The organism is Mycobacterium sp. E3339 (assembly GCF_001666915.1).
GTDB lineage: Bacteria > Actinomycetota > Actinomycetes > Mycobacteriales > Mycobacteriaceae > Mycobacterium.
Window position 1 is genome coordinate 16,339 of sequence record NZ_LZIZ01000163.1, and the last position, 24,704, is coordinate 41,042.

Genomic DNA, 24,704 nt, shown 5'->3' on the forward strand with positions numbered 1-24,704 from the left:
GGAGGGGCAGCGACGTATCGGCATCAACTATGGCGCCGGGCGACACGAAGGTCAGGGCGCGCTAACCGCGAGCGCTGAGCCGGGCGGGACTCATCCCGCGCCGGCGCGTCGTGCTCCGCGGCCCCGGTGGGTCGCGCCCGTGCGCAGAGTCGGTCGCCTGGCGATCTGGGATAAACCCGAGCGGCGCAGCGGAATTCCCGCACTCGACGGATTACGCGCGATAGCCGTCGCGCTGGTGCTGGTCGGGCACGGCGGCATCCCCGGGGTGAGCGGCGGATTCATCGGCGTCGACGTCTTCTTCGTGCTCAGCGGCTTCCTGATCACCTCGCTGCTCCTGGACGAACTCGGGCGCACCGGCCGTATCGAGCTGACCGGCTTCTGGATTCGCCGCGCGCGCCGGCTGCTGCCCGCCCTGGTGTTGATGGTGCTCACGGTCGCCGCGGCCCGCCAGCTGCTTCCCGACCGGTCCCTCACCGGCCTGCGCGACGACGCGATCGCGGCGTTCCTGTGGATGGCGAACTGGCGGTTCGTCGCCCAGAAGACCGACTACTTCACGCAGGGCGCCCCGCCGTCACCGCTGCAGCACACCTGGTCGCTCGGGGTGGAGGAGCAGTACTACTTCGTCTGGCCGGTGCTGCTGATCGCGGTGACGCTGGCGTTGGCCGCGCGGGCCAGGCGCCGCTTCACCCGGGCCACCGTCGGCGGCGTCCGCTTCACCGCGTTCCTCATCGCCACCGTCGGCGCGCTGGCTTCGGCGGCGGTCGCCATGGTGATGGTGTCCGACAACGCCCGCGACCGCGTCTATTTCGGCACCGACACCCGAGCGCAGGCGTTGCTCACCGGCGCTGCGGCGGCGGCCCTGCTGGTGCGCGACTGGCCCTCACTCAACCGCGGCTGGTGCCTGATCCGGACCCGGTGGGCCCGGCGCGTCGCCCGCATCCTGCCGCTCGCCGGCCTGGCGGGACTCGCGGCGGCGACCCATTACGCCACCGGCAGCAGCGGCGAGTTCCGCCACGGCCTGCTCATCGGGGTCGCCATCGCGTCCGTCTTCGTGGTGGCGCCGGTGGCGTTGGAGCAGCGCGGGGCGGTCGCCCGCCTCCTGGCCGCGCCGCCGCTGGTGTGGCTGGGCACCATCTCCTACGGGGTCTACCTCTGGCACTGGCCAATCTTCTTGGTGCTCAACGGCGAACGCACCGGATGGACCGGGCTGCCACTGTTCGCCGCCCGGTGCGGCGCGACGGTGGCGCTGGCCGCGTTGTCCTACTGGCTGATCGAACAACCCATCCGGCGCTGGCGGCCCGCGCGCGTGCCGCTGTTGCCGCTGGCGGCGGCGACGGTGGCCAGCGCGGCGGCGGTGACACTGCTGGTGGTACCGGTGGGGACCGGGCCCGGCTTGCGCGAGGTCGGGCTGCCGCCCGGCGTCTCGGCGGTCGCCGCGGTGTCCCCGTCTCCGCCGGGTGCTGGCCACCCGGCCGGTCCGCGCGATCCCAACCGGCCGTTCACCGTCTCGGTGTTCGGAGATTCCATCGGGTGGACGTGGATGCATTACCTGCCGCCCACACCGGGATTCGCGTTCCTCGACCACACGGTCATCGGCTGCAGCCTGGTGCGCGGCACACCGTACCGCTACATCGGTCAAACCCTGGAGCAGCGACCGGAATGCGACGGCTGGCCGATCCGGTGGTCGACGCAGGTCGGTCAGGACCAGCCGGACGTCGCGCTGCTGATCATCGGCCGTTGGGAAACGGTGGACCGCGTCAACGAGGGCCAATGGACCCACATCGGTGATCCCACCTTCGACGCGTACCTCAACGGCGAGCTGGAGCGAGCGCTGAACATCGTGAGCTCCACCGGCGTTCGCGTGGTGGTGGCCACCGTGCCGTACAGCAGGGGCGGCGAAAAGCCGGACGGCCGGCTGTATCCGGAGGACCAGCCCGACCGGGTCAACCTGTGGAACACCATGCTGCGCAAGACAGTCAGCCACCATCCGAACGTGCAGATCCTGGATCTGAACAAAAAGCTCTGCCCGGATGGCGTTTACACCGCCAAGGTCGACGGCATCAAAGTGCGCAGCGACGGCGTCCACCTCACGCCCGAAGGGGTGAAGTGGTTGACGCCGTGGCTCGAGGAATCCCTGCGCTAAGCCCCGGTGCGGCAGCTGATTTCCATGCTGTCGCTGTCCCGCACCGCGAAGTTGAAACTCACGTAACCGTTTGCGGGATCGCGCACGCGGTCGAGATACGGCTGGGTGTCCGCGGCGCTGGTGTTGTCGGCGACCACCAGTGCGCCGGTCGACAACCGCGGCTCGAGCAGCTCGATCACCGGCAAATACAGGTCCTTCCAACCGTCCAGCAACACGAAGTCGACCGGTTGATCCAGGCCGGCCAGCGTGGCCAACGCGTCCCCTTCGAGGATGGTGATCACGTCGTCCAGACCGGTTTGCTCGAATGTCTGTCGCGCGGCGGCGATCTTGGTGTCATTGAGCTCGGTCGTCACTACCCGGCCGGCACCGTTGTCGCGCACCGCGGACGCCAGGTGGACCGCGGAGATGCCGAACGACATCCCGAATTCGACGACCGTCGCCGGCCGGGTCGCGCGCACCAGGGCGTACAGCAGCCGGCCGGCTTCGGGCGTGACCGGGATGTAGAACTCGCTCATCGCGTCGGCGCGCTCCCGCGCGGTCATCGGCCGGTCGAAGTCACCACGCCTCTCCCGCAGCAGCGACATCTGCTCCTTCGCCTCGGTGTACATGCGGTCGAGCACGGTCGCGACCTTCGAATCCTGCAAAGTATTGGGCATGTCCTCGAGGGTAGGCGTCGGCGTCCGCGCGCAGGTAGGAGCGGCCCGACCCGCCCCAACGACCTCGCGAATGGGTTTGACGGGCAACGGGACGCGGTGTACAAAGGTTTCGCAAGCACCTCGGTAGGTGAGGCGTCTGCATGGACACAGGCCACTGACCCCGAACGTCGAGAGACGCCCCGGGTCAGGACAGCTCTTCCCGGACCCAAGGGTTGAGCCCAAGTGGCTTCCGGGCCCATCGGCTCCGGATACGCCGTGCAGTGCCGAAGCTCCGACGAGAGGGGTGCGACCGGCGGCGCGCCGCCGGCATTCGCTGCCCTCCCGTTTCAGGTGACATGTGAGGACACCCGCGTGTGTCGTGGCCGTGAGGAGGTGAGGGCGAGATGAGTCCGGGCGATAGTCCACATCCGAAATCCGTTTTGTCCCGAACCGGTTCCGGCCGTCCTTCCGCCGCCTGAGCCTCGGCGTCGCCGGCGACTCACCAGGAGTTTGCGGGCTGTCGCTCATGCGCGAGCGCTTTTGGCCGGGCCGATCGGGCCTCCTCAAAAGGAGAAGATCATGGCTTTTGTTGTCACACAACGCGTTACCGGTCGCACCCGCGGGCGTGGGCGGGCGTTGCTCCGGTCGGCGCGGCTGCTGGCCACCAAGCTGCACGCGCGCAGCGCCCTGACTCCGCAGGAGCGGGCCAACCTGTACGTGTCGCGGATGCCCATCGCGGTGGTGACCGCGTCGCTGGGTGGGCACCCGTCGACCGGCACGGGTTCCACGAGAACACGATGACGGTCTCGCCCGAGGCGGTCGTCGTGGGCCCGGCCGCCTCGCTGTGAGGCGTATCTTCGAATGGGTCTGTCCGGCGGACGCGGAAGGAAAGCCCATGGAGGTCGCCAGCATCGGTGTCGCCCGCGTTGCACTCGCGACCGTCCTGGCCGGCGCGGCCCTCGCCGGGTGCGGCGGCAGCAACAACGCATCGCCGACGTCGTCCTCGCGTTCGGCCGCCCCCTTGACCAGTTCCAGCGTGGCCAGCCCGGCACCGGGACAACCCACCGATTACAGCGCTTTGCTGATCAAGGTGACCGATATCGGCGGGGACCTGACCACCCCGCAGCCCCCGGTGCTGAACCCCAACAACGCACCGGGGGTGGCGCAGTTGTTCGCGAGCGCCGACAACAGCCGGCGGATCGGTGACACCATCCTGATCGTCGCCGACCCCGCGACGGCGGCCGCCGGAATCGACAACACCAAGACCAATTACGGCGGCAAGGTCAGCGGCACGTGGCAACCGGTCGACGTCGGCTCCAACGGGACGATGATCTCGGGTACATCGCCCGACAACGCCCAAGCGGTGACGGTGCTGCTGTTCAGCGAGGGCAGGGCGCTGGTCAACCTCGAATTCGACAGCGCGGCAGGCGATCCGATCGATCCCGCGGTTGCCACCGATATCGGGCGTAAGCAGGACGCCGCCATCAGGAAGGGCCTGCCCGGCTAGCCGAACGCCGGGACGGATTTGAGTAGTTTTGCGGATTCGGTCCGCCGGTACGCCGCGCATGCTGGGTGGCATGACCATTCCAAACAGCATGTCCAAGACAACCGCCGCCTTCTTCGTGCAAGCCGCGGCCGCCTTCGGTATCAGCTTCATCGCGGCCCTGGCCGGCATCTACTTCCTTCCCCTTGATGCTTGGCAACGGCTGTTTCTCGGCATCACCTTCCTGTTCCTGGTGTCGAGCGCGTTCACCCTGGCCAAGGTGATCCGCGACCAGCACGAAGCCGCGACAGTTCGGGTGCGTCTCGACGAAGCGCGCATCGAGAAACTGCTGGCCGACTACGACCCCCTCAACACCGCGACCTGAGTAGTACTACTCACGCACTACGCGTAGAACCGCTCGGGCGCGGGCGCACCCGAGCCGTGATGCTTAGTTCATGCTCCCGCGCACCGACGAACACCGTTTGGCGCCAACAATATTTGAGAAAGGTAGGTCTGTGCTCCATGCCCGCGCTGGCAAGATTCCCCGACGTCGCCGAGGTTGCGGCCGCCACCCCGGCCGACCGCGATCGCGTCCTGGACGTCATTCGCATCACCTCGCTGATCGGTGTGGTCCTCGGCCACACCGTGATGGCCATCAGCATCATTCGCAATCACGTGTTGATCTGGGACAACCTGCTGACCACGTCGGCTTGGTTTCAGGCGGCGACCTGGATCCTGCAGATCATGCCGCTGTTCTTCTTCGCCGGCGCCGCGGCCTGCGCATCGTCGTGGTCACCCGGGACCAATTGGGGTGACTGGCTGCTGAAACGCTGCACGCGCCTGTTTCGGCCCGTGTTCTACTACCTGGCCTTCTGGGCCGTGGTGTTGACGGTGCTTTACCACCTTGTGCCGCAGCATGTTTACCAGCCGGTCGCGGGTGTGAGCACCCAGCTGTTGTGGTTCCTGGGCGCCTACGTGCTGGTGCTGGCCGCGATGCCGCTGTTGTACCGCATCACCACCGCCGGGCGCCTGGCCGCGGGGGCGGCCGCCGTCTACGTGACGATCGCGGTCATCGATGCCTGCCGGTTGCACTGGCCGGCGCTGATGCCCCTGGGCTACCTCAACCTGGCCGTGTGGCTGATCCCGGCCATGTTCGGCATCGCCTACCGCCGTGGCCTGCTCACCGGCCGCGCCGCACTGGCCGTGGCAGCCACCTTCTTCGCCGTCGACGTCGCCCTCGTGCAGTGCGGGCCGTACCAGATCAGCATGGTGGGCACCGGTGATCACCAGCTGTCCAACACCAGCCCGCCTTCGCTGCTGCTGGCCGGGCACGCAATCATCCTGAGCGCCTTGGCGATCGCCGCCGCGCCGGCGATCTCTCGCTGGGCCCAGCGACCGCGGGTGTGGTGGTGGACCGCGATCGGCAACTCCGGCGCGATGACGCTGTACTTGTGGCACATGCCCGTGCTGCTGGGCGTGCACCTGGCCTTCGACTACCTCGGTTGGCCTCGTTACCCGGGGGCGCACGATTTCCTCGCCGTGAGCCTGGCTCAGGTGCTCATCGTGGTCGGGGTGGTGGCGGTGCTGTTCGTCGCGCTGCGGCCGCTGGAGAACAACCCGCTGTCCGGTTGGGACGGCGCCCCCACGGTCACCGCCCGCGGGCGGGGGACGGTCATCGGTGTGCTGTTGTGCGTGGCGGGCGTCGCGATCCTGGCCGCCATCAGGTGGGGTCTCAAAGACGACGGCCTGGTCTGCATGGCGGTGATGGTGACCGCGCTGGTTGCCGCCCGCGCGGTTACCGCGGCACCGGCGCAGCGCCGCAGCACAATTGGTGGATAGGCGAGGGATCCGATGACCCGCGGGGCAGTCGGGCGGCCGCCGCGCGGGTCACGGCTCCTCGTCGAGGCCATGCTCGATGGCGTACCGGGCCAGCTCCACCCGGTTGGCAACCTGCAGCTTGCGAAAGGTCGCCTGGACGTGGTTTTCCACCGTGCGGTGGCTGAGCGAGAGCCGCTGGGCGATCTGCTTGGCGGACAACCCCTTTGCGACGAAACGCAACACCTCGGTCTCGCGTGCGGTGAGGGCGGGCCGAGCGGGACCGTCATCCTTACTCTGGGCGATCCGGCGGTACTCACCCAGCACCAGCCCGGCCAGGCTGGGGGTGAACACGGCGCGGCCCTCGGCCGTGGCCGTCACCGCCTGTGTCAGTTCGGCTTTGGATGCGCTCTTGACGAGGTATCCGGTCGCGCCGGCTTTGACGGCCTCCAAGACATCCTCGCGCTCGTCGGATGCCGACAGCACCAGCACCCTGGACGACGGGGAGACCGCCAACACCGCGGCGGTCGCCTGTGCGCCGTCGCCGTCGGGCAGTTGCATATCCATCACGACCACGTCGGGCTTGACCACGCTCGCCCGCCGCTGGGCGGCGGCCACACCGTCGGCGGTGGCGACCACGGTGAAACCCTCGTCGGCCAGGTCGCGGGCGACCGCGTCGCGCCAGATCGGATGGTCGTCGACGACCATCACCGTCGTGGTCACCGCACCGGTCATCGGGTCCCTCTGCGCGGCACGCACAGCTCCCACTCGGCGCCCTCCCCGGGTTCGCTGTGCAGTTGGGCGGTGCCGCCCAGCGAGTCCAGCCGGCCCACGATGGATTGGGAAATGCCAAGGCGCCCTTGGTCGGCCGCCTCCGCGAGTCGGCCAGGGGCGATTCCCACCCCGTCGTCGCGGACGCTCACCAGCACCGAATCGCCGAGGTCTTCGACGAGCACGAACGCGCGGGCGCCGGGGCCGGCGTGGGCGCGCACGTTGTCCAGCGCGTTGCCCACGGCCGCGTCGAGCTCGGTACCCACGAAGCGCGGCAAGGGCACCGGCGTCGGGGGCAGGCTCAACGACACCCGGTCGGACTCCCGGCGGCGCAGCAGGCTGCTCAGGTCGATCGTGGCGTCGTCGGCGTCCGGGTCGATGTCCGTGCAGGCGAGCCAGCGCCGCAGGGCGCGTTCCTGCTCGCTGGCAAGGTCGGCCAGTTCGGCTGTGGCGCCGCCGATTTCGTGACCCCTCTTGGCCACCAGGGCCAGCACCTGGATAGCACCGTCGTGGACTTCGCGGGACAAGCGGTCCCGTTCCTGCACGGCGGCGGTCAATCGGGCCGCCCGTTGCAGCTCGTCGTGGGCGCGCCGCGCGGTCTGAGCGGCCATACCGATCGCCATCCCGATGGCGAGTTCGATTATGGCGGTGGCGTTATGACCCAGGTTGAGGGCGAGGTAGTTCTTGACCGCGAAGTTGGTGGCCATCACCACCAATCCCGTCAACATCCCTCCCGCGGGGCCGAACTGGATGGCGGCGGAAATCGTGGGGTTGCTGGCCCACAACGTCGTCGGCCACGTTTGGTTCTCGGCCGCCCAGTGCGGGTCGGCGACAATGGTGTTCGACGACATGAGCAGCACGACGATCACGATCTCGGCGAGCACCCAGGAGGGCCTGCGCCCGAACCCGCGCAAGTAGGCCACCGCGCAGGCCGCGCTCCATCCGATCAGCACCGCGAACAGCACCCACCCCAGCGCGGGCCGGCGCAGATCGGGATTGACGGCTATCTGAAATCCGGTCGCGTAGATACAGCTCAGCAGCCGAAACACCTGTGCCGCACGCCAAAGCGGGGTAGTGGGATCCAGGCCGTTTCTCGCCATCACGGAAGGCCGGGAGTCCGCCGGGCCGGTGTCAGGCGACGACTTGGATCGGATCGCCGACGTTCACCTGGTTGAAGTACCAGGCGGCGTTGTCCGGGCTGAGATTGATACAGCCGTGGCTCACGTTGGCGTAGCCCTGGGAGTCAACCGACCAGGGCGCCGAATGCACGTAGACACCGCTCCAGGTGACCCGGACGGCGTATTGGGCGGTGATCTTGTATCCCTCGGGCGAACTCAGCGGGATGCCGATGGTCCGCGAATCCATCACCACCGAGCGCTCCTTCTCCAGGGCGGTGAAGTTGCCGATCGGGGTGGGCCGGCTCGGCTTGCCCATCGAGGCGGGCATGGTGCGCAGTACTTCGCCGTTGCGGCTGACGGTGAAGGTGTGCCCGGACAGGCTGGCGACTCCGAGTAGCGCATCTCCGGTGTCAAAACCCGTCGTCAGGGCCTGGATGCCGACCGAGACGTGGGTGTGGGTGGGCCAGTACTGGTTCGGCACCCACTGCACCACGTTGTTCTCGACCCACTCGAAGTGTCCGGGCGTGTTGCTGGGCGAAGTGACGTGGATCGACCGCTCCGCGGCGGCACGATCGCTGACCGGCGCACTGAACCGCACGACGACCGGGTGCGCCACACCCACGGTCGCGCCGTTAGCCGGCAAAACCGAGGCAACGACGGGCGCGGGCTGCGGTACCGGCATCGACGCGTGGCTGCGGCCGGGCGATGCGACCAGACCCATTGCTGTGATCGCGACCATAACAAATAGATAACGAACACCTCGACGCATAGCGCCCGCCCTTCGAGATGGTGCGATTGACACGACTGTATTCTACCGGTTGTTCCCCCGTTACCGCTTTCAGCAAACTTTTTTGGCTTCGCCAGGTCAAGTTCGGCGCGATCACCGTGGCCTCCCGGGGGTTCCGTGCAGCACGGGCGCTTTGGCAACCGAGCGGGCCGCCGGACTGGCTGGCGCGCCGCCGACCCGCTAGCCTCAGCAAAATCCCGGAGCCCGAGGAGGTGCGGGTGCTCTTCCGTCAGCTGGAGTACTTCGTCGCGGTCGCCCAGGAGCGCCACTTCGCGCGGGCCGCCGAGAAGTGCTTCGTGTCGCAACCCGCGCTGTCCGCCGCGATCGCGAAGCTGGAACGGGAACTGAACGTCACGCTGATCAATCGTGGGCACAGCTTCGAGGGCCTGACGCCCGAAGGCGAGCGGTTGGTGGTGTGGGCCAGGCGGATTCTCGCCGAGCACGACGCCTTCAAGGCCGAGGTGCACGCGGTGCGGTCGGGCATCACCGGCATGTTGCGGCTGGGCACGGTCCCCACCGCGTCGACGACGGCCTCGTTGGTGCTGTCGGCGTTCTGCTCGACGCACCCATTGGCGAAGGTGCACATCCTTTCCCGACTGGCGGGCAGCGAACTGTACCGGCGGCTGCGGGAATTCGAACTGGACGCCGCGATCGTGCACGCCGCGCCCGACGAGGCTCACGACGTTAATTTCGTGCCGCTGTACACGGAGCACTATGTGCTGTTGTCGCCGGCGGACATGTTGGGGTCCGCCGCCCCTACGATGACCTGGCCCGAGGCCGCACAGTTACCGCTGGCGTTGCTCGCGCCCGAGATGCGGGACCGCCAGATCATCGACAAGGCCTTCGCCGACCACGCCATCGAAGTTGCTCCGCAGGTCGAAACCGATTCCGTCGCTTCGCTTTTCGCTCAGGTCGCCGCGGGGAACTGGGCATGCATCGTTCCGCATACCTGGTTGTGGAGCTCGCCGCTGGGCCCGGAGGTCCGCGCGGTGCGGATGGTGGATCCGGTGCTCACCGCCGACGTCGCCCTGGCCACCAACGCCGCCGGACCCGGATCGCCGGTCGCCCGCGCGCTCGCCGCATGCGCCGCGGGGCTATCGCTGGACGAGTTCTTCGACGCGCAGCTATCGCGCATCACCCATCGACTTTGACCGTCACCCGGCCGACGCCTTGCTGGTGGGGTTCAGGCTCGCCAGGTGGCCGCTTTCCACCCCGGCCGCCGGGTCGAGCTCGCAGTCGATGATCGACGGCGCGCGCGCCGCGATCGCCTCGGACAACGCCGACCGCAACTCCGCCGGGGTCCTGACGTGATAACCCTTGCCGCCGAAGGCCTCCGCGATCAGCTCGTGACGCGCCCGCGCGTTCAGCACGGTGGGCGCCGGGTCGGCTCCGTTGGGGGCTTCATCGCCGCGATAGACGCCGCCGTTGTTGAGAATGACGACGGTCACCGGCAGCCGGTAGCGGCAGATGGTCTCGATTTCCATGCCGCTGAAACCGAATGCGCTGTCACCCTCGATCGCGACCACGGGTTCACCGGTCTCCACGGCGGCGGCGATGGCGTACCCCATGCCGATGCCCATCACGCCCCAGGTCCCCGTGTCCAGCCGGTGCCGCGGCAGCTCCATGCCGATGACGTTGCGGGCCAGGTCCAGCGCGTTGGCGCCCTCGTTGACGACATAAACGTCCGGGTTCTCCTGCAGCACCGCGCGAATGGCGCCCAGCGCGTTGTAAAAGCGCATGGGATGGGGATCTTCGGCCAACCGCTCGCGCATCTTCGCGTCGTTGCGGGAGGTGCGCTCGGTCAGCTCTTCGGTCCAATCCGCCGGCACCGCGATGCGATGGGTGGCCAGGCCGTCGCGCAGCGCCGACATCACCGAGCCGATGTCGCCGACCAGGGGAGCCGCGATCGGCTGATTGCTGTCGAATTCGGACGGGGCGATATCGACTTGCAGGAATTTGGCGTCGGCGGACCATTGCGGCGAATCCCCGTGGCCGAGTAGCCAGTTCAACCGCGCGCCGACCAGCAACACCACGTCCGCGCGTGCGACCGCCAGCGAGCGCGCCGCCGCCGCGGACTGCGGGTGGGAATCCGGCAGCAGCCCCTTGGCCATCGACATCGGCAGGAACGGAATTCCGCTCACCTCGACGAAATCGCGAATCACGTTGTCGGCCTGGGCGTATGCCGCGCCCTTGCCGAGCACGATCAGCGGCCGGTGGGCTTGCGCCAGCACCTGCAGGGCGCGCTCGACCGCCTCGGGTGCCGGTGGCTGCCGGGGCGCCGGGTCGACGATCCGCCACACCGTGTGCGCCCCGGCTGCCGCGTCCATGGCCTGCCCCAACACCTCACCGGGAATGTCGAGGTACACCCCGCCGGGCCGGCCGGAGATCGCGGTGCGGACGGCGCGCGCCACGCCGCGCCCGATGTCCTCGATCCGGCTGATGCGATAGGCCGCCTTCGCGAACGGCCGCGCGGCGTTGAGCTGGTCGAGGTCCTGGTAGTCACCGCGCTGCAAGTCGACCAGCGCGCGATTGCTGGAGCCCGAGAGCTGAATCATCGGAAAGCAGTTCGCGGTGGCGTTGGCGAGCGCCGGCAACCCGTTGAGGAAACCGGGCCCGGACGTGGTGAGGCAGACCCCCGGCCGGCGGGTCAGGAATCCGGCCGCGGCCGCGGCGTTACCGGCCGAGGTCTCCTGCCGGAAGCCGATGTAGCGGATCCCGGACGCCTGCGCGACGCGGGCGAGGTCGGTGATCGGGATGCCGACGATCCCGTAGATGGTGTCCACGTCGTTGGCCTTGAGCGCCTCCACCACCAGGTGGAAGCCGTCGATCAAACGCGCGGACTCGGGCGCCTGGTCGGGAGATGCCGAAACTGCGGTCATGGTGGCGGCTCCTCGCGTGTGGTCTTCAGGTGAAGTGAGCGTCGGCCCTTACTCTGACGCGCCCGCCCGGCCGGTGTCCAAGACCGCGCCGCTATGCAGCGATTCATCCCATCTATCGGCGCTGTTCAGTGCGGTTACGGGCCGTCGATAGCCGGCGGTTATCGGTCGTGAGTGAATCGATATTGGACGCGCCGCCACGCCGCCCGGCATGGTTCGAGCAGATGATGGTGACGACGGAGAAGGAGCGCGGCGATGGGGACTGAGACGATCACCGGCGGCGACGGGGCGAGGCAGATCGCGGGACCCCGCATCGCCGACCTTGTCCAGGACGCGGCACGCCGATACCCGGAGGCGCCCGCGCTTATCGTCAGCGCCGATCGGATCCCGGTCAGCTATCGCGAGCTACTCCGATTGGTGGAGGACCTGGCCGGGCAGCTGATGCGGGGCGGCCTACTGCCGGGTGACCGCGTCGCGCTGCGCTTCGCAAGCAACGCCGAATTCGTCGTTGGGCTGCTGGCGGCTTCGCGGGCCGACCTGGTCGCGGTCCCGCTGGATCCGGCCCTGCCGGTCGGGGAGCAGCTCGCCCGCAGCGAGGCGGTGGGTGCCCGGGCGGTGCTGATCGACGGTGACGCGCCCGACGACGAAGGGGCCCTGCCGTGGTGGCCGCTCGCGGTGACGGTCGGTGGCCCGACGGTGCGGGTGGACGTGAACGCCGCTCCCGCGCAAGATTTTTCGACACCCGAGGGCCTGCGTGACGACGACGCGATGATCATGTTCACCGGCGGCACCACCGGGGTGCCGAAGATGGTGCCCTGGACCCGCGGCAACCTCGCGGCCTCGGTGCGGGCCATCATCGCCGGATACGGGCTCGGGCCCGCGGACGCCACCGTTGCCGTGATGCCGCTCTACCACGGCCACGGGCTGCTGGCCGCGCTGCTCGCGACCCTGGCCTCCGGGGGCGCGGTGCTGCTGCCGGTGCGCGGACGGTTCTCCGCGCACACCTTCTGGGACGACATCGGCGCGGTCGGCGCCACCTGGTACACGGCCGTCCCGACCATCCACCAGATCTTGTTGGAGCGGGCCGAAACCGACCGACCCGGCAACGCGGCATTGCGGTTCATCCGCAGTTGCAGCGCGCCCCTGACGGCCGAGACGGCGCAGGCGCTGCAGGGCACCTTCTCGGCCCCGGTGGTGTGCGCCTTCGGCATGACCGAAGCCACCCACCAGGTCGCGACGACCGAGGTCGGCCACACCGAAAACCCGGCTGCCACACCGGGTCTCGTCGGCCGCTCGACCGGACCGGAGATTCGGATCGTCGGTCCCGACGGCCGCCCGGTGCCGGCGGGCGAGGTCGGGGAGGTCTGGCTGCACGGACCGAGCGTGGTCCGCGGCTACCTCGGCGACCCGGCGATCACCGCGGCCAACTTCACCGACGGCTGGCTGCGCACCGGCGACCTCGGAACGCTCTCGGCGGCGGGCGAACTCGTCATCCGCGGCCGGATCAAGGAACTCATCAACCGGGGCGGGGAGAAGATTTCCCCGGAACGCGTGGAGGGCGCGCTGGGCAGCCACCCCGACGTGCTGGAGGTGGCCGTCTTCGGCGTGCCGGACAAGCTGTACGGCGAGGCGGTGGCGGCGGTGATCGTGCCGCGGGGTTCCGCCGCGCCGACCGCGGAGGAACTCGCGGCGTTCGCCGGCGACCGGCTGGCCCCCTTCGAGGTGCCGGCCAGCTTCCAGCAGGCTACGGAGCTACCGCACACCGCGAAGGGCTCGCTGGACCGTCGCGCCGTCGCGCAGCGATTCGGCGGCGGGGCGTAACGCCTCAGACACCGGCCTTCACGCGGGTGGCCGCGGCCTCCGGCATGGGTTCGTAGCGGGCGAAGCCACGAGTGAACGACGCGGCCCCGTGGGCCAGTGACCGCAAGTCGATCGCGTAGCGCGTCAACTCCACCTGGGGCACCTCGGCTTTGACCAGCGTGCGTTCGTTGCCCGCGGTCTCGGTGCCCAGCACGCGACCGCGGCGACCCGACAGGTCGCCCATAACCGCGCCGACGAAGTCGTCGGGCACCAGCACCGAGATCTCGTCGATGGGCTCGAGCAGGCTCACCTTCGTCGCCGCGGCGGCCTCCCGCAGCGCCAGCGCGCCCGCCGCCTGGAACGCGAAGTCCGACGAATCCACGCTGTGCGCCTTGCCGTCGAGCAGGGTCACCCGGATGTCGACGACGGGATAGCCGGCGTGCACGCCCTTTTCCATCTGCGCGCGCACACCCTTCTCCACGCTTGGGATGAATTGCCGGGGCACCGCGCCGCCGACCACCTTGTCGAGGAACTCGAATCCCGAGCCCTCCGGCAGCGGCTCAACTTCGATGTCGCACACCGCGTATTGACCATGCCCGCCGGATTGCTTGACATGGCGGCCGTGCCCCTTTGCCTTGCCGCCGAACGTCTCTCGCAGCGGCACCCGAAGTTCCACGGTGTCGACGGTGACGCCGTACCGGTTGGCCAGCGCGTCGAGGACCACGCCGGCGTGGGCCTCGCCCATGCACCACAACACGATCTGGTGGGTTTCCTGATTCTGCTCGATCCGCAGCGTCGGGTCCTCGGCGGCCAGCCGGCCCAGCCCCACCGACAGCTTGTCCTCGTCGGTCTTGGCGTGCGCCTGGATGGCCACCGGGAGCAGGGGCTCGGGCATCGTCCACGGTCTCAGCACGAGCGGCTCGGCCTTGTCGGAAAGGGTGTCCCCGGTCTCGGCCCGGCTGAGCTTGCCGATCGCGCAGATGTCGCCCGCGACCACGGCCTGGGCGGGGCGTTGCTGCTTGCCGAGCGGGAAGGACAGCACTCCGACGCGTTCGTCTTCGTCGTGGTCGGGATGCGTGTGGCCGTTCCCGTTGACCGCGCCGAAGAACGACGCGAAATGGCCCGACACATGAACCGTCGTGTCGGGCCTGATGGTCCCGGAGAAGATCCGGACCAGGCTGAGCCGTCCGACGTAGGGGTCCGACGTCGTCTTCACCACCTCGGCCAGCAGCGGCGCGTCGGGGTCACAGGTCAGGGTCGCGTGGGTGGCGCCCTGCGGCGTAAACACCTCCGGCAGCGGGTGTTCCATCGGCGACGGGAATCCGCGGGTGGCGACCTCCAGCAATTCCAGGGTGCCGACGCCGGTGCTGCTGCAGACCGGGATCACCGGGAAGAACGACCCGCGGGCGACAGCCCGCTCCAGGTCCTCGATGAGCACCGCCTCGTCGATGGATTCACCGCCGAGGTAGCGATCCATCAGCGACTCGTCCTCCGATTCCTCGATGATGCCCTCGATCAGGGTGCCGCGGGCCTCCTCGATCCGATCGGCGTCGGACACCTCGGGCGGTTGCATGGTCCGCTTGCCGCCGGCGTATTGGTAGCGGGTCTGCGACAGCAACCCGATCAGGCCTTCACAGGACGGTAGGTGAGTCGGCAGGTACAGCGGTAACACCTTGTCGCCGAACGCATTCTGCGCGGCGGCCAGCGCCTCGGAATAGTTGGCGCGGGTGTGGTCGAGCTTGGTGATCACCACGGCGCGCGGCATGCCGACCTGATCGCATTCCTGCCACAGCGATTTGGTGGGCTCGTCGACGCCCTCGTTGGCGGCGATCACGAACAGCGCGCAATCCGCGGCGCGCAGGCCGGCCCGCAGCTCGCCGACGAAATCCGCGTACCCGGGGGTGTCCACCAGGTTGATCTTGATGCCGTCGTGCGCCAGCGAGGCGACGGCCAGCCCGACGGATCGCTGTTGGCGGATCTCGGCGTCGTCGTAGTCGCACACCGTGCTGCCGTCGGTGACGGAGCCCGCCCTGGTGAGCACCCCGCCGGCGACCAACAGCGCCTCGACCAGGGTGGTCTTGCCGCCGCCCGAGGGCCCGACCAGGACGATGTTGCGCACATCGCCGGGACCGTTCGCGGTGGGAGCGGCCGCTGCGCCCTGGGAAGCATTCGCCTTGTCCGCCATGCCGTTCCTCCAGTTCTCCGCCATCGCCCGTGCGCCGGCGCGGTGTGCGCTAGCTCACATGGCCACAAGCAACTTTTCCCCCAACCGCGGCCCAACACAAGGCCACGGGACGGCCACAATTGCGCCGGCTGTCAGGCGTGCCAGCTCGACCAGCGGCGCACCGCGATCGCGATCACCGGCCCGTCCAGCGGAACAGTTTGGTACTGCGGGTATTTGGCGCGCAGCAGCCGATATGCGGCCGCCACCGCCGCCCCGCCGGTGTGGATGGTGGCCGCACCGTCGGCCCGAACCCACCACAACCGCGTCCAGTCATCGGCGTAGTGGTCGACCAGGAGGCTCACGTGCGGGTTCTCTTCGATGTTGGCCAGCCGGCGCAGCCGCCGCGTCGTCTTGGGTTTGGCGTCGACGGCGGTGTACACCACCTCGGGGTGATCCCCGGCTACCGCGAATACCACCGGCACCAGGTGGGGGAGACCGTCGGGCGTGATCGTGCCCAGCCGGGCCACCGGGGATTGGCTGAACCTGGCCTGGGGGTCGAATTCGCCCACCGTGTCAGCCTAGGCGCAGAACGCAACCTACCCACTGCCATGAATAGCTACCTGCATTACGGTTATATACAGACAATTGTGCCGCCCAGAATCGCACGGCCGGGGCAGCTTGGTGTTACCGCGACGCAGGAAGGGTGACGGGATGAGCAAATCGCACCACCGCTCGGTCCGGTGGTCATGGTTGGTCAGCGTGTTGGCGGCGGTCGGACTGGGCCTCGGTTTGGCCACCGTACCGGCGGCCGCGTCGCCGTTCACCGCGCCGCAGGCGCCCCTCGACCCGGCGGCATTGGCCGGCCAGGTGGGGCCGCAGGTGGTCAACATCAACACCAAGTTCGGCTACAACAACGCGGTGGGCGCCGGCACCGGCATCGTCATCGACCCCAACGGCGTCGTGCTGACCAACAACCACGTCATCTCCGGGGCGACGGACATCAGCGCGTTCGACGTCGGCAACGGGCAGACGTACGCCGTCGACGTGGTCGGCTACGACCGCAGTCAGGACATCGCGGTGCTGCAGCTTCGCGGGGCCGCCGGGCTGCCTACCGCCGCGATCGGTGGCGGGGTCTCGGTGGGCGAGCCGGTGGTCGCGATGGGCAACGCCGGCGGCCAGGGCGGAACGCCCAGCGCCGTGTCCGGCAAGGTCATCGCGCTCAACCAGTCCGTCTCGGCGACCGACACCCTGACCGGCGCGAACGAGTCGTTGGGCGGGCTGATCCAGGCCGACACGCCGATCCGGCCCGGGGACTCGGGCGGCCCGCTGGTGAACAACGCCGGCCAGGTCGTCGGCGTGAACACCGCCGCCACCGACAACTACAAGATGTCGGGCGGCGGGCAGGGCTTCGCCATCCCGATCGGCCGGGCGATGGGCGTGGCCGGCCAGATCCGGTCGGGCGCCGGCTCGAACACCGTGCACATCGGCCCCACCGCCTTCCTCGGCCTGGGCGTGACCGACAGCAACGGCAGCGGCGCGCGCGTCGAGCGGGTGGTCACCGGCGGCCCCGCCGCGTCGGCCGGGATCTCACCCGGTGACGTCATCACCGGCGTCGACAACGTCGCGATCACCGGGGCCACGTCGATGACGGACGTGCTGGTCCCGCACCACCCCGGGGACAACATCGCGGTCCACTACCGCTCCGCCGGTGGCGGCGACCGCACCACGAATGTGACGCTGGCGGACGGACCTCCGGCCTGACACCCGCGCCGATAACCCCCGGCTGGCGGCCAAATGGCTTGCCAGCGGGCGTTTTTCGCGACATGTTCGTTGGCGTGATTTCGAATGTCGCGCCTCGGGTACCCGTGGCATCGTGGATTTGATGAACGACGCAAGAGAAGCTGTCGAGCACCATCCCGCGGGGGGCAGTCACGTTCAGGACGGCGTGGTCGAGCACCCCGACTCCGATGACTTCGACAACGCCGCCGCCCTGCCCACCGACCCGACGTGGTTCAAGCACGCCGTGTTCTACGAGGTGTTGGTCCGGGCGTTCTTCGACGCCAACGCCGACGGCTCGGGTGACCTGCGGGGGTTGCTCTCGCGCCTGGACTACCTGCAGTGGCTGGGCATCGACTGCATCTGGCTGCCGCCGTTCTATGACTCGCCGCTGCGCGACGGCGGTTACGACATCCGGGACTTCTACAAGGTGCTGCCCGAGTTCGGCACGGTCGAGGATTTCGTCGCGCTGCTCAACGCCGCGCACGAGCGGGGCATCCGCGTCATCACCGATTTGGTGATGAATCACACGTCGGAGTCGCACCCCTGGTTTCAGGAGTCGCGGCACGACCCGGACGGCCCGTACGGCGACTTCTACGTCTGGAGCGACACCAGCGAGCGCTACACCGACGCCCGGATCATCTTCGTCGACACCGAGGAGTCCAACTGGACCTTCGATCCGGTGCGCCGCCAGTTCTACTGGCACCGGTTCTTCTCGCATCAGCCGGATCTGAACTACGACAACCCGGCCGTGCAGGAAGCCATGATCGACGTGCTTCGCTTCTGGCTGGGCCTGGGCATCGACGGGTTCCGGCTGGACGCCGTGCCCTACCTGTTCGAGCGCGAAGGCACCAACTGCGAGAACCTGCCCGAGACGCACGCCTTCCTCAAGCGCGTCCGCAAGGTGATCGACGACGAATTCCCGGGCCGGGTGCTGCTTGCCGAGGCCAATCAGTGGCCGGCCGACGTCGTCGAGTACTTCGGCGACACCAGCACCGGCGGCGACGAATGCCACATGGCGTTTCACTTCCCGCTGATGCCGCGCATCTTCATGGCGGTTCGCCGGGAATCGCGCATTCCGATCTCGGAGATCCTGGCGCAGACGCCGGAGATCCCCGACATGGCGCAATGGGGAATCTTCCTGCGCAACCACGACGAGCTGACGCTCGAGATGGTCACCGACGAAGAGCGCGACTACATGTACTCCGAGTACGCCAAGGATCCGCGGATGAAGGCGAACGTCGGAATCCGGCGCCGGCTGGCGCCGCTGCTGGACAACGACCGCAACCAGATCGAGCTGTTCACCGCGCTGCTGCTGTCGCTGCCCGGCTCGCCGGTGCTGTACTACGGCGACGAGATCGGCATGGGCGACGTGATCTGGCTGGGGGATCGCGACGGTGTGCGCACCCCGATGCAGTGGACGCCGGACCGTAACGCCGGGTTCTCGAAGGCCAACCCGGGCCGGCTCTACCTGCCCGCCAGCCAGGACTCGGTCTACGGCTACCAGGCGGTCAACGTGGAGGCCCAGCGGGACACCTCCACGTCGCTGCTGAACTTCACCCGCATGATGCTGGCCGTGCGGCGCCGCCACGAGGCCTTCGCGATCGGCTCATTCGAGGAGTTGGGCGGCTCCAACCCGTCGGTGCTGGCGTTCGTGCGGCAGGTGCGCGACGGCGGCGACACGGTGCTGTGCGTCAACAACCTGTCGCGCTTCCCGCAGCCGATCGAACTCAATCTGCAGCACTGGAGCGGTTGCACGCCGGTGGAACTGACCGGCCACGTCGAGTTTCCGCGGATCGGGCACCTGCCCTACCTGCTGACCTTGCCGGGGCACGGGTTCTATTGGTTCCAGCTGACCGCATGTGAGGAGGACTCGCGTGACTGACCCAGCCAAACTGCCGTGGTCGGACTGGCTCCCACAGCAACGGTGGTACGCCGGACGCAACCGGGAGCTGACCTCAGCCGAAGCCGCCGTGATCGTCCCGCTCCGGGACGACCTCGACCTGGTTCTGGTCGACGTCCAGTACGCCGACGGTTCGTCCGAGCGCTACCAGGTGATCGTGCGTTGGGATGCCGCGCCGGTATCCGAGTACAGCACCGTGGCCACCATCGGCGCAGCCGGCGACCGCACCGGCTTCGACGCCCTGTACGACACCGATGCGCCGAAATTCCTGCTGTCGTTGATCGACGAATCGGCCGTCCGCGGTTCGTCGGGCGCCGAGGTGCGGTTCGTCAAGGAACCCGACGTCGGCCTGCCACTGGAGGCCATGCCGCACGTCTCCGACGCCGAGCAGAGCAACACCAGCGTCATCTTCGACCGGGACGCGATCTTCAAGGCGTTTCGCCGGGTCAGCAGCGGCATCAACCCCGACATCGAACTGAATCGGGTGTTGGGCCGGGCCGGCAACCCGCATGTGGCCCGGCTGCTGGGCACCTACGAGATGCCCGGCTCGGCGGGGACCCCCGACGCGGCGTGGCCGCTGGGCATGGTGACCGAGTTCGCGGCCAACGCCGCGGAGGGCTGGGCGATGGCCACCGCCAGCGTCCGCGACCTGTTCGCCGAGGCCGACCTCTACGCGTACGAAGTCGGGGGTGACTTCGCGGGCGAGTCCTACCGGCTGGGCGAGGCCGTGGCGTCGGTGCACGCCACCCTGGCCGAATCCCTGGGAACGGCGCAGTCGGCCTTCCCGGTCGACACCGTGCTGGCGCGGCTGTCGGCGACGGTGGCGAAGGTTCCCGAGCTGCAGGAGTACGCGACCACCATCGAGGAGCGGTTCGCCAAGCTCGCGGGCGAGGCGATCACCGTCCAGCGGGTGCACGGCGACTTGCACCTCGGTCAGGTGCTGCGCACCCCCGAGAGCTGGCTGCTGATCGACTTCGAGGGCGAACCGGGGTCGCCGCTCGACGAGCGCCGGGCGCCGGATTCGCCGCTGCGCGACGTGGCCGGCGTGCTGCGGTCCTTCGAGTACGCCGCGTACGGGCCGCTGGTGGACCAGGCGGCCGACAAGCAACTGGCCGCCCGCGCCCGGGAGTGGGTCGAGCGCAACCGGACCGCGTTCTGCGAGGGCTACGCCGCCGCCTCCGGGACGGACCCGCGGGATTCGGCGGAGCTGCTGGCCGCCTACGAACTCGACAAGGCGGTGTACGAAGCCGGTTACGAGGCGCGCCACCGGCCCGGCTGGTTGCCGATTCCGCTGCGCTCCATCGCCCGGCTCACCAGCACATAGGCGCAGCATAGGAATTCCCTATGCGTCCCCTGCGCGGTCGGCGAGCGTCTGAAAGCATGTCAGCGTGGCAAGCGAAACCTTCAATAGCGAGGCGCGACTGTCGTGGGTGCTGGCGGGCCTGGCCGGTGTGGTGGGCGCGATCTCGTTCACCCACTCCGCGGGCTACTTCGTGGTTTTCATCACCGGCAACGCCCAACGGGCCGTCCTCGGTTATTTCACCGGTGATGGGTGGCTGGCCGTAAGTGCCGGGCTCCTCATCGCGGTGTTCGTCGCCGGCGTGGTCGTTGCGTCGCTGTGCCGGCGATTTTTCTGGGTGGACCATCCGCACGGCCCGACGGTGCTGACCACCTTCAGTTTGGCGGCCGCCACCGTGGTCGACGTGCTCGACGAGGGATGGGAGGAGAATCTCGTCGATTTCTTGCCGATGATGCTGCTGGCGTTTGGTACCGGGGCGTTGAACACCTCTTTTGTCAAAGATGGCGAGGTTTCGGTGCCGTTGAGCTATGTGACCGGCACGACCGTCAAGATGGGCCAGGGCATCGAGCGCCACATCGCTGGTGGTGGAAGCGTCTCGGACTGGCTCGGTTACTTTCTGCTGTTCGCCAGCTTCGTCGTGGGCGCGACCGTCGGCGGCTTAATCAGCGTCGTCGTCAACGGGACCTGGATGCTGGTGATGGCCACGTCCCTATGCGCGGTGACGACCGGGTACACGTACTTCCACCAGGACCGGCGCGCTCTGTTGATGGAACGGTCCGAGAAAAAGCATCGGCAGTAGCGCTGACCGGTGCGCTACTGCCGATGCTGCTCGGGGGTCAGGCGGCCGGCTGAGCCGGTTGCGCCGGTTGCGCCGGTTGCGCCGTGGTGTTGCTGGCCAGCAGCACCTGCTGGATGTCGGGCTTCATCGCGACCAACTGCTGGTTCCAGTACGGCCACGAGTGCGTGCCGTTGGCCGGGAAGTTGAACGTCCCGTTGCGCCCGCCGGCGGCCGCGTAGCTGTTCTGGAACTGCTGGTTGGTGCGCAGCGTGAGACCTTCCAGGAACTTGGCCGGCATGTTGTCGCCGCCCAGGTCACTGGGTGTCCCGTTGCCGCAGTACACCCAGATCCGGGTGTTGTTGGCGACCAGCCGCGGAATCTGCAGCATCGGGTCGTTGCGCTTCCACGCCGGGTCGGTGGACGGTCCCCACATGCTGTTGGCGTTGTAGCCACCCGAGTCGTTCATCGCCAGCCCGATCAGCGTCGGCCACCAGCCCTCGGACGGGTTGAGGAAGCCCGAAAGCGAAGCGGCGTAAGGGAATTGCTGCGGGTAGTAGGCGGCCAGGATCAGGGCGGAGCCGCCGGACATCGACAGGCCCACCGCGGCGTTGCCGGTCGGTGAGATCTGCTTGTTGGCCTGCAGCCACAGCGGCATCTCCTGGGTCAGGAACGTCTCCCACTTGTAGGTGTAGTTCTGCCCGTTACCCGACGACGGCTGGTACCAGTTGCTGTAGAAGCTGGACTGGCCGCCGACCGGCATCACCACCGACAGGCCGGACTGGTAGAACTCCTCGAAGGCGGGGGTGTTGATGTCCCAGCCGTTGTAGTCGTCCTGGGCCCGCAGCCCGTCGAGCAGGTACACCGCGTGCGGTCCGCCGCCTTCGAACTGGACCTTGATGTTGCGGCCCATCGACGGCGACGGCACGTCCAGGTACTCCACCGGCAGACCCGGCTTCGAGAACGCCCCCGCGGTGGCCGATACGCCGGCGGCGGTGACGAGGCCGGACATCAGGGCAGCCCCCATAGCCGCGACCGCCAGTTGGCGCGGCATGGATGCCGCGGCGCCACGCAACTTTCCGAAGAACTTCATAGCTCTCTACCCATCCCAACTTTCATCTGCCGCGTGCCGCGGTCGAATCCGTTCGCAGGGCAGTCAAACACGGGGAGAGGGCGCAAATCGCTTGTCAGGGCCGCAGCTTCACATCGCGGTTGGCTAACGATTGGGCGTCGGCCGGAAATCGTTGCCGATCGGTCACGATCGGCTATCGAGGCGATAACTAGGCGACGAGCCGGCGCAATAGCGTTGAGGCCGAGGCGATTCCGAGCACGGCGGCGACCAGCAGCACCACGATGTCCACCGGATCGAAGGGCGTGCCGATGAGCAGTCCCCGCAGCGCGTTGACCTCGTAGCTGAGCGGGTTCACCCTGCTCAGCACGTGCAGCCAGGCCGGCATCACGTCCACGGGATACAGCGCGTTGGAGGCGAAGAACAACGGCATCGTGATCGCCTGCCCGATTCCCATCAGGCGGTCGCGGTTGCGCACCAGGCCCGCCAGGGTCATCGACAGGCAGGCGAAGAACGCGGCGCCAAGCATGACCACGGCCATCGCCGCCACGATCCGCAGCGGGTTGACGGTCAGGCCGACGTTCATCAGGTACGCCAGCGCCATCACACCGACCACCTGGGCGACCGAGCGCACGCCGGCCGCGAACGCCTTGCCGGTGATCAGCGCCGACGCGGGCGCCGGCGTCACCATCAGCTTGGCCAGGACCCCGGCGTCGCGGTCCCAAATGATCTGTATGCCATAGAAAATGGAGATGAACAGCGCCGACTGGGCGATGATGCCCGGCGCCAGGAAGGCCAGGTACGACACCGATCCGGTCTGGATGACGTGCAGGTGGCTGAACGTGGTCCCGAAGATCAGCAGCCACAGCGCCGGCTGCACCATCCGGGTGACCAGTTCGGTCCGGTCGTGCTGCAGCTTCTGCATCTCGACGATGGCGAACGCACCGATCCGGCTGAACAAGGCGCCGACCCGTTGCCACCCATGGGGTGCGCGGACCAGCGGTGTGGGCATCACGCTATCAACCGACACGACGCGCAACCTTTCTCGCGGAACGGATTTCGCCGAACGAACCCGCCGAGTCCGACGACGCCTGCTCATCCGCCAAGCCGGAGGCCGCGTAGTGGCGGAAGACGTCCTCGAGGGTCGCGCGCGGCGACACCGTCGACTTCAACTTGGCCGGTGTGCCCACCGCCCGCAACTCGCCCCGGTGCATCAGAGCCACGCGATCGCACAACGCGTCGGCCTCTTCCATGTAGTGGGTGGTCAGCAGCACGGTCATGCCGAACTGCGCCTGCATCTTTTGCACCTGCGTCCAGACGCCGTCACGCGCGATCGGGTCGAGTCCAACGGTGGGTTCGTCCAGGACGAGCAGCGACGGGCGGTTCACCAGCGCCTGCGCCACCTCGAGGCGGCGGACCATGCCACCGGAGTAGGCGGCGGCCACCCGGTCGGCCACGTCGAGCAGGTCCATGGCCGCCAGCGCCTGCTCGACGCGATCGGACCGCGCGGCCCGCGGCACGCCGTAGAGCCGCGCGAACCACTCGACGTTCTGCCGGCCCGTCAGCGCGGGCTCGATCGAGAGTTGTTGCGGCACATAGCCGATGTTGCTGCGAATGTCCGTGGTCTGGTGACGGGCGTCCAGCCCGAAGACGCGCAGTTCGCCCTGTTGCACCGGTGCCAGCGTGGTGAGCATGCGGACCATCGTCGTTTTCCCGGCTCCGTTCGGGCCGAGCAGGCCCATGGTCTCGCCGGGCCGCACCTGCAACGTCACGTCGTTGACGGCGGTGAACTGGCCATACCGGTAGCTCAGGTGCCTGGCGTCGATCGCCATCGGCAGTTGTGCGCTCATGATTGCCGCTCCTGCAGTGTCCTGGTCATCGTGTCGATGACCTCCAATCCCCTTGTCAAAGACTCGATTTGCTCGTCGTCGAGCTCGGCGAGCACCTCCGCCAGCACGGCGCGGCGCGCGGCTCGCGACGCGTCGACGATCTGCTGGGCGGGCTCGGCGAGGTGTAACCGCCCGACCCGGCGGTCCGGGTCGCCGACTGTGCGCAGCAGCAACCCGCCCGCGACCAACTTGGAGACCAGGGTGGAGGCGGTGTTGGGCGCCAGCCCGAGCTCGGCGGCCGCGGCGTTGACCGAGATCCCCGGTTGCCGGCCCACTAGCCACAACAGCTCGGACTGGGACTCGGTGAGCCGTGACGAGTCGAAGCCGCGGCCGGCCGACCGACGCAGTTGCCGGCGGAATCGGCCGACGACGCGAAACACGTCGGTGACCACATCAGTAC

Annotated in this window: 22 protein-coding genes and 1 riboswitch; of the genes, 11 read left to right on the top strand and 11 right to left on the bottom strand. The window is 68.5% G+C overall.

What is annotated here, in order from left to right; all coding sequences use genetic code 11:
- The first annotated feature begins 139 nt into the window (after positions 1-139).
- Positions 140-2,143 carry an acyltransferase family protein gene (locus A5702_RS14525; RefSeq protein ID WP_067822489.1) on the top strand — a complete coding sequence of 668 codons (2,004 nt, stop codon included), beginning with the start codon at positions 140-142 and terminating at the stop codon, positions 2,141-2,143.
- Here A5702_RS14525 and A5702_RS14530 read toward each other — a convergent pair.
- Entirely contained in the window at positions 2,140-2,799 is a 660-nt protein-coding gene (locus A5702_RS14530; protein WP_067822491.1) for an O-methyltransferase, read from the bottom strand. The genes A5702_RS14525 and A5702_RS14530 overlap by 4 nt on opposite strands.
- 112 nt (positions 2,800-2,911) lie before the next feature.
- Positions 2,912-3,089, top strand: a riboswitch (M-box (ykoK) riboswitch).
- 268 nt (positions 3,090-3,357) lie between these two features.
- On the opposite strand from A5702_RS14530, the gene A5702_RS26375 reads away from it, so the two are divergent.
- The 4 genes from A5702_RS26375 to A5702_RS14545 all read left to right on the top strand — a co-directional run bounded on the left by A5702_RS26375 (position 3,358) and on the right by A5702_RS14545 (position 6,100).
- Positions 3,358-3,579: a hypothetical protein gene (locus tag A5702_RS26375; RefSeq protein WP_156349594.1), complete on the top strand. Its 222-nt coding sequence runs from the start codon at positions 3,358-3,360 to the stop codon at positions 3,577-3,579.
- Between the two features lie 94 nt (positions 3,580-3,673).
- On the top strand, positions 3,674-4,285 hold the full coding sequence (locus tag A5702_RS14535; RefSeq protein ID WP_055403886.1) for a hypothetical protein: 612 nt from the start codon (positions 3,674-3,676) through the stop codon (positions 4,283-4,285).
- 70 nt (positions 4,286-4,355) lie between these two features.
- On the top strand, positions 4,356-4,646 hold the full coding sequence (locus tag A5702_RS14540) for a YiaA/YiaB family inner membrane protein (RefSeq protein WP_055403896.1): 291 nt from the start codon (positions 4,356-4,358) through the stop codon (positions 4,644-4,646).
- Positions 4,647-4,783: 137 nt separating this feature from the next.
- Positions 4,784-6,100 carry an acyltransferase gene (locus A5702_RS14545; protein WP_067822494.1) on the top strand — a complete coding sequence of 439 codons (1,317 nt, stop codon included), beginning with the start codon at positions 4,784-4,786 and terminating at the stop codon, positions 6,098-6,100.
- Positions 6,101-6,148: 48 nt separating this feature from the next.
- Here A5702_RS14545 and A5702_RS14550 read toward each other — a convergent pair whose 3' ends face one another.
- The 3 genes from A5702_RS14550 to A5702_RS14560 are packed head-to-tail and all read right to left on the bottom strand — an operon-like array spanning position 6,149 to position 8,734.
- A complete protein-coding gene (locus A5702_RS14550) occupies positions 6,149-6,811 on the bottom strand; it encodes a response regulator transcription factor (protein WP_067822496.1) in 663 nt (220 codons plus the stop codon).
- Entirely contained in the window at positions 6,808-7,947 is a 1,140-nt protein-coding gene (gene macS / locus A5702_RS14555; RefSeq protein WP_067822499.1) for a MacS family sensor histidine kinase, read from the bottom strand. Before macS ends, A5702_RS14550 begins: the two co-directional genes overlap by 4 nt.
- Before the next feature lie 31 nt (positions 7,948-7,978).
- The gene (locus A5702_RS14560) at positions 7,979-8,734 is read right to left on the bottom strand and encodes a L,D-transpeptidase family protein (protein WP_055403882.1); all 756 of its coding nucleotides are present in this window, start codon (positions 8,732-8,734) and stop codon (positions 7,979-7,981) included.
- Positions 8,735-8,970: 236 nt separating this feature from the next.
- Between A5702_RS14560 and A5702_RS14565 the strand changes: the two genes are divergently transcribed.
- Entirely contained in the window at positions 8,971-9,903 is a 933-nt protein-coding gene (locus A5702_RS14565) for a LysR family transcriptional regulator (protein WP_067822660.1), read from the top strand.
- A 3-nt stretch (positions 9,904-9,906) separates the two neighbouring features.
- On the opposite strand, the gene oxc is transcribed toward A5702_RS14565, so the two are convergent.
- Positions 9,907-11,631 carry an oxalyl-CoA decarboxylase gene (oxc, locus tag A5702_RS14570; RefSeq protein WP_067822501.1) on the bottom strand — a complete coding sequence of 575 codons (1,725 nt, stop codon included), beginning with the start codon at positions 11,629-11,631 and terminating at the stop codon, positions 9,907-9,909.
- A gap of 252 nt (positions 11,632-11,883) precedes the next feature.
- Here oxc and A5702_RS14575 point away from each other — a divergent pair, with 252 nt between their 5' ends.
- Positions 11,884-13,449, top strand: a complete 1,566-nt coding sequence (locus A5702_RS14575; RefSeq protein WP_067822504.1) for a FadD7 family fatty acid--CoA ligase — start codon at positions 11,884-11,886, stop codon at positions 13,447-13,449.
- A gap of 4 nt (positions 13,450-13,453) precedes the next feature.
- Here the strand turns inward: A5702_RS14575 and A5702_RS14580 are convergent, their stop codons facing one another.
- Both A5702_RS14580 and A5702_RS14585 read right to left on the bottom strand, forming a co-directional pair.
- Positions 13,454-15,613, bottom strand: coding sequence for an elongation factor G-like protein EF-G2 (locus A5702_RS14580; protein WP_067822507.1), 2,160 nt, complete (start codon positions 15,611-15,613; stop codon positions 13,454-13,456).
- 131 nt (positions 15,614-15,744) lie between these two features.
- The gene (locus A5702_RS14585) at positions 15,745-16,161 is read right to left on the bottom strand and encodes a TIGR03668 family PPOX class F420-dependent oxidoreductase (protein WP_055403878.1); all 417 of its coding nucleotides are present in this window, start codon (positions 16,159-16,161) and stop codon (positions 15,745-15,747) included.
- A gap of 142 nt (positions 16,162-16,303) precedes the next feature.
- On the opposite strand from A5702_RS14585, the gene A5702_RS14590 reads away from it, so the two are divergent.
- From A5702_RS14590 to A5702_RS14605, 4 genes are all read left to right on the top strand, one after another.
- Positions 16,304-17,353, top strand: a complete 1,050-nt coding sequence (locus tag A5702_RS14590; protein ID WP_067822510.1) for a S1C family serine protease — start codon at positions 16,304-16,306, stop codon at positions 17,351-17,353.
- 121 nt (positions 17,354-17,474) lie between these two features.
- Complete coding sequence (gene treS / locus A5702_RS14595) at positions 17,475-19,253, top strand: maltose alpha-D-glucosyltransferase (protein WP_055403894.1); 1,779 nt, start codon at positions 17,475-17,477, stop codon at positions 19,251-19,253.
- Positions 19,246-20,595 carry a maltokinase gene (locus tag A5702_RS14600; protein WP_068221560.1) on the top strand — a complete coding sequence of 450 codons (1,350 nt, stop codon included), beginning with the start codon at positions 19,246-19,248 and terminating at the stop codon, positions 20,593-20,595. Before treS ends, A5702_RS14600 begins: the two co-directional genes overlap by 8 nt.
- 64 nt (positions 20,596-20,659) lie before the next feature.
- Positions 20,660-21,370, top strand: a complete 711-nt coding sequence (locus A5702_RS14605; RefSeq protein ID WP_068221562.1) for a YoaK family protein — start codon at positions 20,660-20,662, stop codon at positions 21,368-21,370.
- 37 nt (positions 21,371-21,407) lie between these two features.
- Here the strand turns inward: A5702_RS14605 and ag85C are convergent, their stop codons facing one another.
- From ag85C to A5702_RS14625, 4 genes are all read right to left on the bottom strand, one after another.
- Positions 21,408-22,439 carry a diacylglycerol acyltransferase/mycolyltransferase Ag85C gene (ag85C, locus tag A5702_RS14610; protein WP_055405650.1) on the bottom strand — a complete coding sequence of 344 codons (1,032 nt, stop codon included), beginning with the start codon at positions 22,437-22,439 and terminating at the stop codon, positions 21,408-21,410.
- Positions 22,440-22,626: 187 nt separating this feature from the next.
- Complete coding sequence (locus tag A5702_RS14615; RefSeq protein ID WP_055405884.1) at positions 22,627-23,427, bottom strand: ABC transporter permease; 801 nt, start codon at positions 23,425-23,427, stop codon at positions 22,627-22,629.
- A 7-nt stretch (positions 23,428-23,434) separates the two neighbouring features.
- The gene (locus A5702_RS14620) at positions 23,435-24,265 is read right to left on the bottom strand and encodes an ATP-binding cassette domain-containing protein (RefSeq protein ID WP_067822516.1); all 831 of its coding nucleotides are present in this window, start codon (positions 24,263-24,265) and stop codon (positions 23,435-23,437) included.
- The gene (locus tag A5702_RS14625) at positions 24,262-24,696 is read right to left on the bottom strand and encodes a MarR family winged helix-turn-helix transcriptional regulator (RefSeq protein WP_068221563.1); all 435 of its coding nucleotides are present in this window, start codon (positions 24,694-24,696) and stop codon (positions 24,262-24,264) included. Before A5702_RS14625 ends, A5702_RS14620 begins: the two co-directional genes overlap by 4 nt.
- Positions 24,697-24,704 lie beyond the last annotated feature (8 nt).